This is a genomic window from Streptomyces sp. ADI96-02, from assembly GCF_003846185.1.
In the GTDB taxonomy this organism is placed as follows: domain Bacteria; phylum Actinomycetota; class Actinomycetes; order Streptomycetales; family Streptomycetaceae; genus Streptomyces.
Map to the genome: position 1 here is coordinate 83,128 of NZ_ML123034.1, position 14,527 is coordinate 97,654.

14 protein-coding genes are annotated in these 14,527 nt (G+C 72.6%); 7 read left to right on the forward strand and 7 right to left on the reverse strand.

Annotated features, from left to right (window positions below):
* The first annotated feature begins 15 nt into the window (after positions 1-15).
* The gene (locus tag EES43_RS00330) at positions 16-621 is read left to right on the forward strand and encodes a hypothetical protein (RefSeq protein ID WP_124266753.1); all 606 of its coding nucleotides are present in this window, start codon (positions 16-18) and stop codon (positions 619-621) included.
* A 68-nt stretch (positions 622-689) separates the two neighbouring features.
* On the opposite strand, the gene EES43_RS00335 is transcribed toward EES43_RS00330, so the two are convergent.
* From EES43_RS00335 to EES43_RS00350, 4 genes are read right to left on the reverse strand one after another with little or no spacing between them, the layout of a single operon-like run.
* Positions 690-1,406, reverse strand: coding sequence for a glycosyltransferase family 2 protein (locus EES43_RS00335; protein WP_124266754.1), 717 nt, complete (start codon positions 1,404-1,406; stop codon positions 690-692).
* The gene (locus EES43_RS00340; protein WP_124266755.1) at positions 1,403-2,029 is read right to left on the reverse strand and encodes a class I SAM-dependent methyltransferase; all 627 of its coding nucleotides are present in this window, start codon (positions 2,027-2,029) and stop codon (positions 1,403-1,405) included. Before EES43_RS00340 ends, EES43_RS00335 begins: the two co-directional genes overlap by 4 nt.
* A complete protein-coding gene (locus tag EES43_RS00345) occupies positions 2,026-2,799 on the reverse strand; it encodes a PIG-L deacetylase family protein (RefSeq protein ID WP_124266756.1) in 774 nt (257 codons plus the stop codon). The genes EES43_RS00340 and EES43_RS00345 overlap by 4 nt, the downstream gene beginning before the upstream one ends.
* Positions 2,796-3,896, reverse strand: a complete 1,101-nt coding sequence (locus EES43_RS00350; RefSeq protein WP_241192301.1) for an acyl-CoA dehydrogenase family protein — start codon at positions 3,894-3,896, stop codon at positions 2,796-2,798. Before EES43_RS00350 ends, EES43_RS00345 begins: the two co-directional genes overlap by 4 nt.
* 263 nt (positions 3,897-4,159) lie before the next feature.
* Here EES43_RS00350 and EES43_RS00355 point away from each other — a divergent pair, with 263 nt between their 5' ends.
* Together EES43_RS00355 and EES43_RS00360 are read left to right on the forward strand one after the other, a co-directional pair.
* The gene (locus tag EES43_RS00355; RefSeq protein WP_124266757.1) at positions 4,160-4,525 is read left to right on the forward strand and encodes a BlaI/MecI/CopY family transcriptional regulator; all 366 of its coding nucleotides are present in this window, start codon (positions 4,160-4,162) and stop codon (positions 4,523-4,525) included.
* Positions 4,522-5,421 (forward strand): M56 family metallopeptidase, encoded by a 900-nt coding sequence (locus EES43_RS00360; protein WP_124266758.1) that lies wholly within the window; start codon positions 4,522-4,524, stop codon positions 5,419-5,421. Before EES43_RS00355 ends, EES43_RS00360 begins: the two co-directional genes overlap by 4 nt.
* Before the next feature lie 118 nt (positions 5,422-5,539).
* On the opposite strand, the gene EES43_RS00365 is transcribed toward EES43_RS00360, so the two are convergent.
* Both EES43_RS00365 and EES43_RS00370 read right to left on the reverse strand, forming a co-directional pair.
* On the reverse strand, positions 5,540-6,577 hold the full coding sequence (locus tag EES43_RS00365) for a C40 family peptidase (protein ID WP_124266759.1): 1,038 nt from the start codon (positions 6,575-6,577) through the stop codon (positions 5,540-5,542).
* Positions 6,578-6,778: 201 nt separating this feature from the next.
* Positions 6,779-8,266, reverse strand: coding sequence for an MFS transporter (locus tag EES43_RS00370; protein ID WP_124266760.1), 1,488 nt, complete (start codon positions 8,264-8,266; stop codon positions 6,779-6,781).
* A 182-nt stretch (positions 8,267-8,448) separates the two neighbouring features.
* Here EES43_RS00370 and EES43_RS00375 point away from each other — a divergent pair, with 182 nt between their 5' ends.
* Positions 8,449-9,345: a poly-gamma-glutamate hydrolase family protein gene (locus EES43_RS00375; RefSeq protein ID WP_124266761.1), complete on the forward strand. Its 897-nt coding sequence runs from the start codon at positions 8,449-8,451 to the stop codon at positions 9,343-9,345.
* Positions 9,346-9,399: 54 nt separating this feature from the next.
* On the opposite strand, the gene EES43_RS00380 is transcribed toward EES43_RS00375, so the two are convergent.
* The gene (locus tag EES43_RS00380) at positions 9,400-9,645 is read right to left on the reverse strand and encodes a hypothetical protein (protein ID WP_124271720.1); all 246 of its coding nucleotides are present in this window, start codon (positions 9,643-9,645) and stop codon (positions 9,400-9,402) included.
* A 738-nt stretch (positions 9,646-10,383) separates the two neighbouring features.
* Here EES43_RS00380 and EES43_RS00385 point away from each other — a divergent pair.
* The 3 genes from EES43_RS00385 (at position 10,384) to EES43_RS00395 (ending at position 14,526) form a co-directional block, all read left to right on the forward strand.
* On the forward strand, positions 10,384-12,759 hold the full coding sequence (locus EES43_RS00385) for a sensor histidine kinase (RefSeq protein ID WP_124266762.1): 2,376 nt from the start codon (positions 10,384-10,386) through the stop codon (positions 12,757-12,759).
* Positions 12,759-13,163 (forward strand): roadblock/LC7 domain-containing protein, encoded by a 405-nt coding sequence (locus EES43_RS00390; protein ID WP_124266763.1) that lies wholly within the window; start codon positions 12,759-12,761, stop codon positions 13,161-13,163. The genes EES43_RS00385 and EES43_RS00390 overlap by 1 nt, the downstream gene beginning before the upstream one ends.
* 160 nt (positions 13,164-13,323) lie before the next feature.
* Positions 13,324-14,526 carry an ABC transporter substrate-binding protein gene (locus EES43_RS00395; protein WP_124266764.1) on the forward strand — a complete coding sequence of 401 codons (1,203 nt, stop codon included), beginning with the start codon at positions 13,324-13,326 and terminating at the stop codon, positions 14,524-14,526.
* Position 14,527 lies beyond the last annotated feature (1 nt).

The following is a 14,527-nucleotide window of genomic DNA, read 5'->3' on the forward strand; positions in this document are numbered from 1 at the left end:
GCGGAATCGGACTGCGTGCGTACGGTCCGAGGGAAGGTGCTCTCCGCCGAGCGCGTCAAGAGCGCCAGGACGACGGTGTTCCGGGTGCGGTTGCGGGAGCCCGTTCCGCCGCCGGCCGACCGGGCGGTGAACCTCAGGGCGGACGGCGAGCTGGCGGCGATCGTCCGGCCCGGCGACGCGATCGAGGTCCGGACCTGGCGGGACGTGCAGGTCTCCGTCAGCCGTGACGGGGTGAGCGAGACGCTTCCCGCTCTGCCGGACGAGTCGGCCACCATGTTCGCCGGACTCGCCCTGGTCGGTGTCTGGTTGTCGATCGTGGCGTTCCTCGCGTCGTTCGGCAGCGCCCGGCGGGCTCGCCGTATCGCCCGCGGTCTCTCCTACCCGTCCCGGATTCCGTTCGGCGCGGCGAAGCTCGCCGGTGTGGTGGCCGCACCGCTGGCCGTCGGATATCTCGCGGGCCGGGTGTGGGACGGCTGGACGGCTGTGGGGATGACGGTGGCGCTCTGGGCGCTGGTGGCGGTCTCGGCCACGCTCGGGGCCCTGCGGTGGCACCGCGAGCGGCCCGTGGTCGCGCCGCCGGTTGCGGTCCGGCCCGACGTGGAGCCCTGCGGCGCCGGCTGACCGGGCCGGTTGGAGGCGGCCGGTGGGGTGTGCGGCCGGCGGCCTGCCCTTCGGGATGCTCCTCGCCGTCAGGCGTCGGCCGGGCGGGGCATCATCGCGAGGTAGTCGCCGAACCCGCCGTGAGCGCGGGCGCGCAGACGCGGTGAGGTGAGGACAGGGCACCGTGCGGTGCGGAGCACGCGGTGGCCCCGGCGTTCGAGGGCTTCGACGAGTGCCCGGTCCTCACCGGCCGCGAGGGCGGGGAAGCCGCCGACGTCGAGGTAGGACGCCGCGCTGACGCCGAGGTTGGCGCCGTGCACGTGCGGATGGGACCAGGGTGTCCCCCGCGGCGGCCTGGTCGCCTCGTACAGAGTGCGGTGGGGCTCGGCCAGCGGTGAGGAGGCCGGCAGGGCGACGGTGCCGACGACGGCCTGCCAGCCTTCCCGGGCTCTGGCCCGCTGGTGGGCCAGCCAGCGCCGGGGCACGACGCTGTCGGCGTCCGTGGTGACGATCCACGGGGCGGACCGGCGTACGGGAAGGCGGGCCAGGGCGTGGCGGACGCCGACGTCCCGGGCCCGGCCGGGGTTGCGGCAGTCGGTGGTGACCACCAGCGCCCCGGCTCGTCGGGCCGCCGCGGCCGTACGGTCGCGGCAGTCGTCCGCCACGACCACGGTCAGCACCCGGGTGCGGTCGAGGTCGGCGTGGCGGGCCGCGCGTGCGATGGCCGCGAGCGCGGCCGGCAGCAGCGCCTCCTCGTCGTGTGCGGGGACGACGACCGCGATCGCGTCCGGGTCGGCGGCGCTCACGCCAGTCCCTCCCGGGCGGCCACACCGGCCGGACGGTGGCCGCCGGCGGTGGTCTTCTGGTGGACCTGGAGGACGAAGTCCGGTTCGCGGTGGTCGGCGAGCGGGACGAGACCGGGCTGCGCGCCGACGCGTCGTGCGATGCCGTCGCCGGTGGTGAGGTGGTCGGCCACCTCGTGGTTCCAGTGGACGGTGACGAGCGTGCCCTCCGGCTCCAGCGCCGACACCGTGCGCCGCAGGAACGCGTCGAGCGTGGCGTCGTCCAGGTAGTAGAGCAGTTCGGACAGGACGATCAGGTCGAAGGAGCCCTCGGGCCATTCCTCGGGAAGCAGCAGGCGGTGGACGGAGACGTTCGGAAGGCCGGCGGTGCGACGCCGGGCCGTTTCGACGGCAGCTTCGACCCGGTCGCAGGCCAGCACCGCGTCGCAGCGGCCGGCCAGTCGGCGGGTCAGCTCGCCGACGGAGCATCCCGGTTCGAAGGCCCTCCGGTAGCGGGGCCGGGGCAGCGCGGCGACGGTCAGGTCGTACTTGCGCCGCTCGTACCAGCGCTCGGCCAGGCTCCACGGGTCCTCGGCGTCCCGGTACATGGCGTCGAAGTACGTCGCGGGCGTGCGGGGCCGGGTCATACGAAGAGCACCTCCCAGGGGCGCAGATGGTGCGCCAGTTCGTCCGGCGGCAGGACCGCGGCGTCCTCGGGGGCGGGGCCGAGCGGCCTGATCTGGGTGTCGAACCGGTCGACGGCGGCGCGTTTGCGCGCGTGCGCCGTCGGCGGGAGCGGAACGCGGAAGGCCCGGTGCCACGGCACCCGGGTGTCGCCCGGCTCCGCCCAGCGCCACATCCACACCGGGTAGAGGGCACAGGGCACACCGGCCGCGCGGGTGGCCTCCCGTGCGGCCCGCCCGGCCGCCTCGTGGTCGCCGTGCACGTCTCCCGTCCACGGGGCCAGGCAGAGTGCCGCGCCGGACACCAGGCCGGCCAGTTCCCGCGCGATCCGGTCCTCGTGGTCCTTCACGGCGGTGTCGGGCACCTTCAGCCGGACCACTTCGGCGCGGGCCGCTCCGAGCTCGTCCAGCGCCGCGAGCAGTTCGCGGGCGCGCAGCCGCGCCAGCCGCCGCGGGCTGACGACGGTGGAGCCGGGGTGGGAGCCCTCGCCGTCGGTCACCGACACCACCGTGATGCCGAGACCGGCGTCCGCCAGGCGGGCGACGGCCCCGCCCACGCCCAGTACCTCGTCGTCGGGGTGGGCGGCCACCACGACGACCCGGCCGGCCCGCGGCAGCGTGAACTCCGGCAGCCGCTCCCAGCCGTCCCAGGCCCGCCAGCGCTCCTCGTCGGTGCCCGGGGCCTGGATCGGGTCGGCGTGCTCCTCGGAGCCGGGCCCTCGTACGGCGCTCACCGCTCGTCCTCGCCGCCGCGCGCGATCAGCGCGCCCAGGGCGGCGAGATCGCGTTCGGCGTGGTGCTGGCGCACGTAGACGGTGAGGTCCGCCGCCGCGCGGGCGTGGCGGGCGTCGTGGCACAGCGGACCCGCGCCCGTCGCACGGCCCACGTGGTCCAGCACCTCGGCGCACATCTCGGCCACCAGCGCGCGGACGCGCAGGGCGCGCAGCTCGGCGGTGCCCGTCGCGTCGAGCGGATCGAGGTCGATCTCCTCGGCCGCCCTGCGCAGCACCGTGCCCGCCGTGTGCAGACGCAGGTCGACCGCGCCGACGTGGGCGTCGGTGATCGGGTCGGCACGCCGCTCGGCCCGGGTGAACAGCACCCGGGCCACGGCCCGCGCCCCGCCGTACCAGCAGGCGGCCACGCCGACCCCGCCGTGGTGGAAGCCCGGCCGGCGCAGATACGCCTCCACCTCGCCGACCGGGGTGGCGGGCACGTCGGTGAAGCGGACGTCCGGACTGTCGCTGCCGGCCATGCCGACCGCCTGCCACGTACCGGCCACCGGGCGGCACCGGGCCGGGCCAGCGTCCGCTGCGGGCCCGGTCGCGCTCCGCGCGCCGGGGATGCCCGTGCGGACCGCGAAGAGCCGCCGTCCGTCCTCGGCCATGGCGGTGACCAGGGCGTGCGTACAGGTGTGCGCTCCGGAGCAGTACCGCTTGACCCCGTCGAGCACCCAGCGGTCCCCGGCGCGCGTGGCGGTGAGGCCGGAGCCCGGAGGCTCGGCGGCCCAGACGCCCCAGTACTCCCCGGACGCCACGGGCCGGTGGTCCAGCTCGGACAGGATCGCCGCGGCGTCGAGATGGCCCTCCACCAGTCGGGCGGCGCACAGGTCATCCTCCGCCACCGCCGCCAGGGCGTCGAACCGCGCTGCGGTCCGTCCGCCACCGGGCAGTGGCGCCTCGGCGGCGCCCGTCGTCAGGTCGTCGGCGAAGCGGACGAACCGGGCTGCGGAGTGGTGGGCGGCGTCGTGGTGCCCGCCCCGGCCGGCGGGGGGCGGGAACGCTTCGCCGGGCGGTCTCACGCCTGTCGGCAGGGGCATCGCGTCGTGGTGCATGGGTGGCACTCCTCGCCGTCTCGCTGGTCATCGGTTGCCGAGGGCCCCGCCGCCCTCTCGCGCGATCAGAACCGGGTGCGTCTCCACGATCGCCCTTTCCACCGGCCCGCGCTTCTCCGTGCCCCCGGTTCTCCGCGTTACACCTGACGGCGGCGTGGCTCACGACGGGGGCCGGGACGGGAAACCGAGGAGAGGTAGGGGGAAACGTCCGCGAACCTATGATGTGGTCCGCGGATCCGCGGACCACAAGGAGAGGGCGGGGCATGCGTCGGCTCGGCGAGCTTGAGGCGGAGATCATGGACTGCCTGTGGAAGTGGGGCAGGTCGGCGACCGTGCGCGAGGTCGTCGACGACATCAACCTGCGCCGCTCCGCCGCCTACACCACGGTGATGACCGTGGCCACCATCCTCTACGACAAGGGCTGGCTGACCAGGCGGAAGCAGGGGCAGGCGTGGCTCTACACCCCGGTGCGCAGCCGCGAGGCGTACTCGGCGGCGCTGATGGAGGACGCTCTGGGGGCCAGCCGGGACCGCTCGGCGGCCCTCGTCCACTTCGTCGAGCGGATGAGCGACGACGAGGTCGCGGCGCTGCGCGAGGCACTGCGCGCCTCCGGCCGCACCGAGCTGTGAACGCCGCCCCCGCGCTGGTGGCGTACGCGGCCACCGTGGGCACGCTCGCCCCGGCGGCGCTGCTGCGCAGCAGGTGGCCCCAGCGCTCGCCCGCACTGGGTGTCGCCGCCTGGTTCGCGCTGGCCGTCTCCTTCTCCCTCTGCCTCTCGCTGGCGGCGCTGCACCTCCCCACGCCAGGGGCCCACCTGGACGGACTCCTGTACTCGTGCCGCGCCGCGCTGGAATGGGCCTCGACCGCCGACAGCGCGCTCGCTCCGGCGGGGGCGGCGGCCGTCGTGGTCCTGATCGCCGCCCATCTGGCGGGCTTCGTGTCCCACGCCGTACGGGCGCGCGCCGCCCGGGCCAGGCATCGTGACGTCCTGGACAAGGTGGGCCGGCGGTCGGCGTCCTTCGACGCCACGGTGGTGGAGCACACCGCGCCCGCCGCCTACTGCCTGCCGGGACGCCGCCCGCGGATCGTCGTCAGCACCGGAGCCGTCGATCTGCTGTCCGGCGAGGAGCTGAGCGCCGTCGTCGAGCACGAGCGCGCCCACATCGCCGGACGCCACCACCTGGTGCTCTCGGCGGCCGGCGCGTTCGCCCGGGTGTTCCCCGGTCTGCCGCTGGCCCGGCAGGTGCGGCAGCAGGTTCCGCTGCTGCTGGAGATGGCCGCCGACGACCGCGCGCTGCGCCGGTGCTCCCGGAACGCGCTGGCGGCGGCGATGTTCGCCCTGGCGTCCGGCGAAGCGCCGCGAGGGGCCCTGGCCGCGGGCGGACCGACCGTGCTGGCCCGGCTGAAGAGGGTGCTCGTGCCCGCGCACCGGGCCCACCCCGCTCTGCGGTGCGCGGTCGGCGCCGGCGCGGCCGTGGTCCCGCTTCTCCCGGTACTGCTGGCGTGCCACGCCGGATTGGGGTGACGGCCGCCGATACGTCACTCGTCGCGCACCAGGTCGGCGACGCCGACCGGATCCCACTCGTCGAGGCGATGCCTCGGGCCGTTCTCGGTTCCGGGAGTCCGGGGACGCCCGCGCGCCATCAGATCCGTACGCCCCACATGAAGGGCATGCCGCTGCGGGCGATCGACTCGTAGCGCACCTGCGCACCCGGCTTCGGCGAATGGAGGATCTGGCCGTTCCCGGCGTAGAAGCCGACGTGGCTCAGGTCCGTCCGCATGATGATGAGGTCTCCGGGCTTCAGCGCGCTCAGGGAGTTGATCCGGGTCCCGGCGTTCGCCTGCTCCTGGGAGGTGCGCGGCAGGGAGACGCCGGCCTGGCGGAAGGCCCAGGAGGTGAGACCGGAGCAGTCGAACGAACCGGGCCCGGCTGCTCCCCACACGTAGGGCATGCCCACCCTGCTCTTCGCCGCGTCGAACGCGGAGGCCGTGCGCCCCGACGCGCTCGGCTCGTCGCCGAGTTCGACCCGTTCGCTGGAGCGGTTGGCCCGCTCCTCCTCGGCGGCTATCTTGGACCGCTCCTTCGCCGTCAGCGTGTTGAGGAGCCGTTGCGCCTCGGCGAGCTTGCCCTGGATCTCCTTCTTCTTGTTCCCCAGCTCCCGGCGGGTGTCGTCCAGGCTCTCCAGCTTCTCGCCGGCCTGGCTGCGCTGCTGCTGCAGTGCCCGCTGCTGGTCGAGGAACCGCTCCAGCGTCTCCGACTGCCGGGCGCTGAGACGGTCGAACCCGGAGGCCCGGTCCAGATAGGCGTCGGGGTCTGCCGAGAAGAGCAGTTGGACGGAGGGGTCGAGGCCGCCGGAGCGGTACTGGGCGGTGGCGACCGAGCCCAGTTGGCGGCGAAGCTCGTTGAGGTCGCCCTGCTTGCGGGCCACCGTGTCCTGGAGGTTGTCGGCCTCGCCCTGGAGCTCGTCGGCCGCTTCCTTCGCCCCGTTGTACTTCTCCGTGGCCTGGGTGGCTTCCTCGTACAGGCGGTCGATCTGTGCCTGCACACCCTTCTTGTTCGGGTCCGGGAGAGGATCGGCCGAGGCCGACTGCGCCGACATCACGACGCTCACCGCAGCAGTCGCAGTGAGTACGGAGGCGTACGTGTGGTTCGACTGCTTAGGACGACGGTGGGACGCCACTGCGGCGAGCTCCTTCTCCCTCGGCCGCTGCTCAAGGGCCGGGCCGGGCCCTCGAGTTCCGTGGAAAGACTGCGGATTCAGCGACGCCTCCGCCGACACCCCGGGCGGGTGATCGACCGTGCGGAGGCCGGAGCACGCATACTAATCAACTTAGTTACCGGGATCCAAGCGCGGGCCTCCGGCATCGGCGCGGGTACCGGCCTACCCACCGGCGCCGGGTTCCCGCCCGGGGCCGGCCGACGTGGCGGCCGTCTCCTTGACGGGCTCCAGGAGTTCCGCCGTGCGCCGCGCGGTGCGCCCCGCCCAGGAGCCGCTCGTCAGGGCTCCCACCAGCAGCACGCACGCACCGCAGCCGGTGATGATCCACCAGGCCGGGCGGCTGGCGTCGGTGAACCCCGTGCGGTACGCGGCCGAGCCCACCGTCGCCGCGGCCCCGCCCGCCAGCACCGCGCCGACCACCGCGACACCGAGCGTCTGGCCGATCTGGCGGCTGGTGGAGGCCACGGCCGCCGCCACGCCCGCCTGGGAGCGGGGCATGCCGGAGACGGCGGTGTTGGTGATGGGGGCGTTGACCGCGCCGAAGCCCAGACCGAACAGCACGTAGCCGGTGAACAGCAACGCGGTGTCGCGCTCGGCGTCGAACCCGGCGAACAGGACTCCGCTCGCCGTCATCGCGGCCCCGGAGATCAGGAGCGGGAGACGCGGACCGCGGCTGCCGACCAGGCGGCCCGACAGCGGCGCGCAGACGAAGGTCATGCCGGCCATCGGGAGCATGTAGAGACCCGCGTGCAGGGCGGAGAGTCCTCGTACGTTCTGGAGGTAGAGCGTGTTGAGGAACAGGAATCCGCCGAGTCCCGCGAAAGCGGCCACCGCGATGACCGTGGCCCCGCTGAACGGGGCGCTGCGGAAGAACCTCAGGTCGATCAGCGGCTCGGCGCGCCTCGGCTCGTAGCGGATGAGGCCCGCCAGGGACAGCAGCGCGACCCCCACGAAGGACAGGATCAAGGGTGAGGTCCAGCCGGCGGAGGGGGCTTCGATGATGGCGTAGGTCAGCGCGCCGAGCACGCCGATGACCAGGAGTTGGCCGACGGGGTCGGGGCGGCGGGGCTTGGCGGCCCGCGATTCGGGGACGTACCGCCAGGTCAGCAGCAGGGCCGCCACCCCGATGGGCAGGTTGATCCAGAAGATCGACCGCCAGCCGACGGAGTCCACCAGCAGCCCGCCGATCAACGGGCCGGCCGCCATCGAGATGCCCACCACGCCGCCCCAGGCTCCGATGGCGCGGGCGCGCTCGCGCGGTTCGGTGAAGGTGTTGGTGATGATCGACATCGCGACGGGGTTGAGCATCGATCCGCCGACGGCCTGCACCATGCGGAAGACGACGAGGGATTCGAGGTTCGGCGCCGCCGAGCAGAGCGCCGAGCCGATGGTGAAGAGGACGAGGCCGGTCTTGAAGACGCGGCGGCGGCCGATCCGGTCGGCCGTCGATCCCGACAGCATCAGCAGCGAGGCGAGGACGAGCGTGTAGGCGTCGATCGTCCATTGCAGCCCGGACACGGAAGCGTGCAGTTCGCGCTGCATGGAGGGCAGGGCGACATTGAGGATGGTGTTGTCGAGGCTGACGATGAGCAGGCTCATGCAGCAGATCGCCAGCACCAGCAGCTTCCGACGGTGGCTGAGCTCGGGCATGCGTCGACACTACGACTCCCGGTCGCGTCTTCCCGCCGGGGACACCCGCCGAGGAGGACACGGGGCGGGCGGCGGTCCGGCGGGCGCGGTCCTCGCCCGCGCTGTTCCGCGTCCGGAGAGGCCGGGCGTCGAAAGTCGCTGTGACGGCTGCGTCGAGCCGGCCCGTCCGACATGATCAACGGATGAACCTCACGCGCAGACGCGCCGTCCTGACCTCCGTGGCGGCTGCCGCCGCCGGTCTGCCGATCCTCAACGACCTTGCCGGGAAGGGCGCTTCCGCCGCGGCGGCCGAGGCCGAGTTCGCCTCGAACACCGCGCTGTACAGCAGCGGTACGTATCAGGAGGGCGTCCACTGGGCGCGTCGCTTCCGCTGCGGCACGCGCCCCGATCTCCTGGACAATGCGAGCGGCGGCAGCGAGCCGGTCCGCAGCACGGCGGTGATCGCCCCGCACGGCGGCGGCATCGAAGGGGGCACGAGTGAACTGTGCCTCGCGATCGCCGGTTACACCCTCACCGGGGCGGGAGCGACACCGCCCGCTCCGGTGGCGGGAGTGCCGCAGCGGGACTACTGGATGTTCGAGGGGCTGGCGTCCTCCTCACAGCTCCACGTCACCTCGACCAACTGCGACGACCCGGCGGCGCTGGCCGTCTGCGCCGCCAACCTCTACGCCGTCTCCCTGCACGGCTTCGGCCCGGATACGGGCCCGGCCAAGCAGATCCTCATCGGCGGCCGGGACCAGCGGCTGACGCGCAATCTCAAGGCGGCCTTCACGAGACACGGACTGACGACCGGCACGGGCGATCCCGAACTGGAGGTGACGGTGACCGTGGCCGGCTCCGGCAGCCCGCTGAACGGCGACGATCCCGCGAACATCGTCAACCGCACCCGCAGCGCGGCGGGCGCTCAGCTCGAAATATCCACCGCCCTGCGCACGGCGATGTTCGGGGACTTCGACGGCGCGGCGAGGCGGAGGGAGACCGCGGGCGTCGGCCCCGCCCGCCAGGCCCACTTCTGGAACGGGTTCGTCGACGCCGTACGCGATGCGGTCGACCGCCACGAGCGCGGGCTCGACGCGTAGGACGGCGGATTGCGGCACGGGAGCGCGCCGCGGTCCGCGGCGCGGTCGACCGCGTCAGTGGGTCGCGGAGTGCAGCGGGCTGTGGTCGCGCTCGTAGTTCGCCAGAGCCAGGCCCAGGGCGAAGAACGTGGGCGCCCACTCGCCGACGAAGATGCCCCACCGGTCGGCACGCGCCGTTCCGGCGGCCTCGGCCTTCATCGACCCGCACCACGAGACGACGGAGAGGCCGATCGAGACGAACGCCGCGGTGTAGGCGTGCTCGGACGTCAGACCCTTCTCATGCAACTGCTTGACGATCATGACTCTCCAGGAGGTAGGGGCCACTCGGTCTCCTACCACCGTCGTCCCTGAACGCCCGAGGCGCATCTTGGGCCTCTCCGGCCGCACCCCGGCGGGAACGCCCGGTCGCGAGGGCGACTTCGGCGGGCCCCCGTCCGCCCAGCGGTCGCCGCGCTCCCGGCCCGACGTCGGAGGGATGACCCTGTTCGTACCGAACTATGACGGCTCGTCATCTTGTCTTTGGTTATAGCGCCCTTGACCGCCCATAAGGGCACACGTATCCCCTGCGCACGCATTGCGAATGACCGAAAGTGCACCCGGGAAGACCTGCGCCGATCGCAGGATCTGACCATTCAGCAACAACGAATCCGGGCGGTTGAATGGGAAACAATTAGCGTCTCACCGCATCCATCCACTCATTCCGCTAAGGATTATCATCATGCATATCGAGGGTTAAGATGCTGGTCAGACGTGCGCGACCGCCTGATCTCACACATTCCGCTTGTGCCCACTCGAACTCGCCCCGGCAGCACCAGTCACCCCGACACCAACTTTCCCTACTGGCGAGTTCGCCAGTTCTTCGACGCCGGACGGGTCGGTGGCTGCCGGATTACGGCATAGGATCAAGCCGCACCTTGAGTCCTCCCCCTTCCGAATCGGTGCGGACGAAGCGCCGTCGTTCCCCAACCCCCCACGATCGTTAACAGGTATCTGCGTGCCACTGATACTGGACACCGGTTCCCACGAGGGAGCCGCGCAGTGAAGATCAATCGCCGTCTCGCCCTGCTCGTCGCCGCACCCCTCACCGTGGCCGTCACCTTCTCGGTTCTGGCTCTCGCGCCGGCGACGAACCAGGCGCTCCAGGCCAATCGGCTCACCGCGATGGTCGATGTCGCTTCCCTGGCAGGCCGGTTGACCCACGACTTGCAGCGTGAGCGGGCCGCGGCGACCGCGCTCGTCTCCCGCAACGGCGACGCGGAGACCTTCCGCGCCCGGTCCACCGCGACGGACGAGAGCGTCGCCGCGTTCCGCGGTCGTCTCGGGCGTCTGTCGGAAGTGCCCGGCAACGCTCAGGGCGCGCTGGACCGCATCCAGCGCTTCATCGACGACATGCCCGCGCTGCGCGCTCAGGTGCGCTCGGGCAGCAGCACGATCTCCGCGCTCGCCTTCGGGTACCGGATCGTCATCGCCGACCTCATCGCGTACCGCGACGGCATCGCGCAGGCCGACGGCGTCGACTCCGAGATCGCGGACCGCGTACGCGCGGCAGCCGCGCTCTCGGAGGCGGCCGAGCACACCGCGCAACAGCAGGTCACCGTGGCCAGGGCGCAGGCGGCGGGCGGCTTCACCGCGGCCTCCCAGCGGACGTTCGACGCGGGCCGGCTCGGCTACACCGATTCGATCGGGGTCATGTTCGACCTCGGCCCGGGTGAATGGCGGACCTGGCTGGAGCGCACCCTCTCCGGCGCCGAGGCTCTGGAGGCCCGCCGGCTGGAGGACCGGATCGGGCGCACCGGCACCACCAAGGACATCGATGTCACCCCCAAGGAGTGGCAGGACGCCGCGGAGGACCGGCTGACACTGCTGCGTACGGTGGAGAAGCGGGTCGACGCGTCGGTGCTCGCGACGGTGTCCGAGGCCCGCACCACGCTCGTCTGGATAGCCGGCGGCGAAGTCGCCCTGGTGCTGCTGACCCTGGTCGGCGCGGTCGTCGTCGCGGTCCGGCTGGGCCGGGTGATGATCCACCGGCTGCGCGATCTGCGGAACGCCGCGCGCGAGGTCGCCCAGGTCGGACTGCCGGCCGTGATGAGCGAGTTGTCCCAGCCCGGTGCGCTCAGCGGCGCCACACCCGAGCAGGTGGCCGAGCGGACCGGCAACCCGGTCACGGCCACCGGTGAGGACGAGATCGGCGAGGTCGGCGAGGCGTTCAACGCCGTCCATCACGAGGCCGTCCGGCTGGCGGCGCAACAGGCGCACGTTCACGATCAGTTCGCCGAGACCCTGGTGCGGGTGGCGCGCAGGGGCGCCCAGTTGACCACCGTCATGGTGTCCGAACTGGACGCGGTGCAGCGCGACGAGGCCGACCCGGAGCGCATGAAGACCCTCTTCGCGCTCGACCACCTCGCCATCCGCATGGAGCGCAACACCAACAACCTCCTGGTGCTGGGTGGTTACGGACACGCACGGGTGCGCCCGCAGGACGTCGACTGCTCCACCGCCATCGTCGCGGCGGCCCAGCAGATCGAGCGCTTCGACCGCGTGTCGCTCGGCGTCGTCGAGGCCGGTATCGGCATCGCCGCCCGCGCGGTGCACGACGTGGCCCACATCCTGGCGGAACTCCTCGACAACGCGACCCGTTTCTCGCCGCCCGAGAAGCAGGTCGGGGTCACCGTGTGGCGGCTGTCGGACCGGGCCGTCGTGCAGATCGTCGACGAGGGCGTCGGGATACCGGCGGACCGCCGCCTCCTGCACAACGCGGCGCTGCGCGAGCCCCGCGCGGGCATCACGGACGTGCGGTCGATGGGCCTGCATGTGGTGGCACGGCTCGCCGCACGCCATGGCATCGTCGTCGAACTGCGCGACTCCGAGGGACCCGGCACCATCGCCGAGGTCACCCTGCCCGCAGGTGTGCTCGCGCCGGCCCCGAAGGTGACGGCGCCGCAGAGCACGCAGGGCCGCGGGCACGGCGGCGACGTCCGCTACGAGACCCCGCGGCCGATCACCCCGCCCGGCAGGCCCGGCGGCCCGCACCGGCCGGATCCGGCCGGTGCGGGCGGGGCTCCCGCCCGGGGCCGCCACGACGAGGGGTCCGCCGCGGAGCGGCACGAGCGGGCGCGGCACGCCGCACCCGATCCGCGTCCCGCGCACGACGAGCCGGCCTCGCACGTCGCCGGTGTGAGCGCGTCGGGCCTGCCGTTGCGCCGGCGCGGCACGCCGCAGCACAGGCCCGCACCGGCCAGGCGGGACGGCGCCGAACAGCGGTCCAACGCCGCCTCGCCACGTACGTCGTCGCCCCGCCGCCGGGACTCCCGCCAGGTGTCCGACGTCCTGGCGGCCTACGCGCAGGGAATCAGCAGAAGCACGAACCAGCGCGGGCGCTCGACCACAGACGACGCCCCCGAACGGAGCAAGTAATGACCTCACCCACCGATCTCAGCTGGATCCTGAGCGGTTTCGCCGGGCGCATCCCCGAGGTGACCGCGGCGATAGCCGTGTCCGTCGACGGGCTGGCGCTCGCGTACACGGGCATGGAGCGGGACGACGCGGACAGGCTCGCCGCCATCGCCTCCGGCGTCGTCAATCTGCTGTCCGCCGCGGCCCAGTTGACGAACACGGACCCGGTCGAGCACAGCCTCACCGCCATGGACGGCGGCTACATGTTCTCGATGGCGGTCTCCAGCGGCGCTTCCCTGCTGGTGACCACCACCCGGGACGCGGACATCGGAGAGGTGAGCTACATGATGTCCGAGCTGATCAACCAGGTCGGCGACGCGCTCTCCCCCCGGGTCCGCGACGAGGGCAGCCCGGTCCCGCGCTGACCCGGGCCACTCGCCCGGCGGCTGCCCGGTCCGGCTCCCCCGTCCGACCGTGCGGCCGGCGTCCGGCCCGCCGCCCCACGGCGGGTCGGTGTTCCTCCCCCCGGTGTTCCCCTCCTCGGTGTGTTCCTCCCCTCCCCCACTCCTCGTGATGAGAGTCCTCATGTTCTTCGACACAGCGACTGCCCGCCATCGCAGATTCCGCACGGTCGGCGCCGCCGCCCTCGTTCTGGGCCTGACGGCCGCCACCGGGTGCGGCGGCGGCAGCGGCGCGGACGACGGCACGGTGAAAATCGGCCTGGTGGCCTCCCTGTCGGGCACCTACAAGCAGGTCGGCACGGAGCTGCGGGCGGGCTTCGAGCTGTACCTGGACACCCATGGAAACAAGCTCGGCGGGCGCAAGGTCGAGCTCATCGTCGCGGACGAGGGCGACGGGCCGCCGACCGCCGTTCCCGCGGCCACCAAGCTGGTGAAGAAGGACAAGGTCGACGTCCTCACGGGCCTGGTCGGCGGCGGGTCGGTCAACGCGGTGCTTCCGCTGATCAACCAGGCCAAGATCCCCTTCCTGGGATCGAACGGCCGGCCGCCCGTCAAGGACCTGGAGTACGTGTGGACGACGAGCTACCTGTCCGATGAACCGGGCAGGGCCATCGCCCCGTACGTCAAGGAGAAGGTCGACGGGCCGGTGTACGCGATCGGCCCCGACTACCAGGGCGGTCACGACGAACTGCGCGGATTCACCGACGAGTTCAAGCGGGTGGGCGGAAAGCTCGCCAACCCGAGCGGCAAGACCACCTGGACGCCGTTCCCGAAGACCACCAACTTCATGCCGTACTTCGCGGAGATAGCCAGGACGAACGCCAAGGCGGTCTACTGCTTCTACGCCGGCAAGGCGGCGATCGACTTCGCCAAGCAGTACGCGCAGTCGGACATCGCCGATCTGCCGCTGTACACGGCGTTCGTCACCGAGGGCAGTGCGCTCCAGGCCCAGGGCGACGCGGCGAAGGACATCTACTCGGTCCTCAACTACGCGGCGGACCTGGACAACAAGGCCAACCGCACGTTCGCCGCGGACTGGACGGCCGAGCACGACACGCAGCCGACCACGTTCGCGATGGCGTCCTACGACGCGGCGGCCGTGCTGGACAAGGCGATCGCCGACGCCGCGAAGGGCGGCGAGGTGACGTCGCAGACCATCAACGAGGCCATCGCGGACCTGGGACAGATCGACAGCCCGCGCGGCGCCTGGGAGTTCAGCGACAAGGCGCACGCACCGGTGCAGACCTGGTACCTGCGCCAGGTCCGTCCGGACGGCAACCAGTTGGCCAACGTCATGGTCCAGGATCTGGCGACGCTCGGCGGCTGAC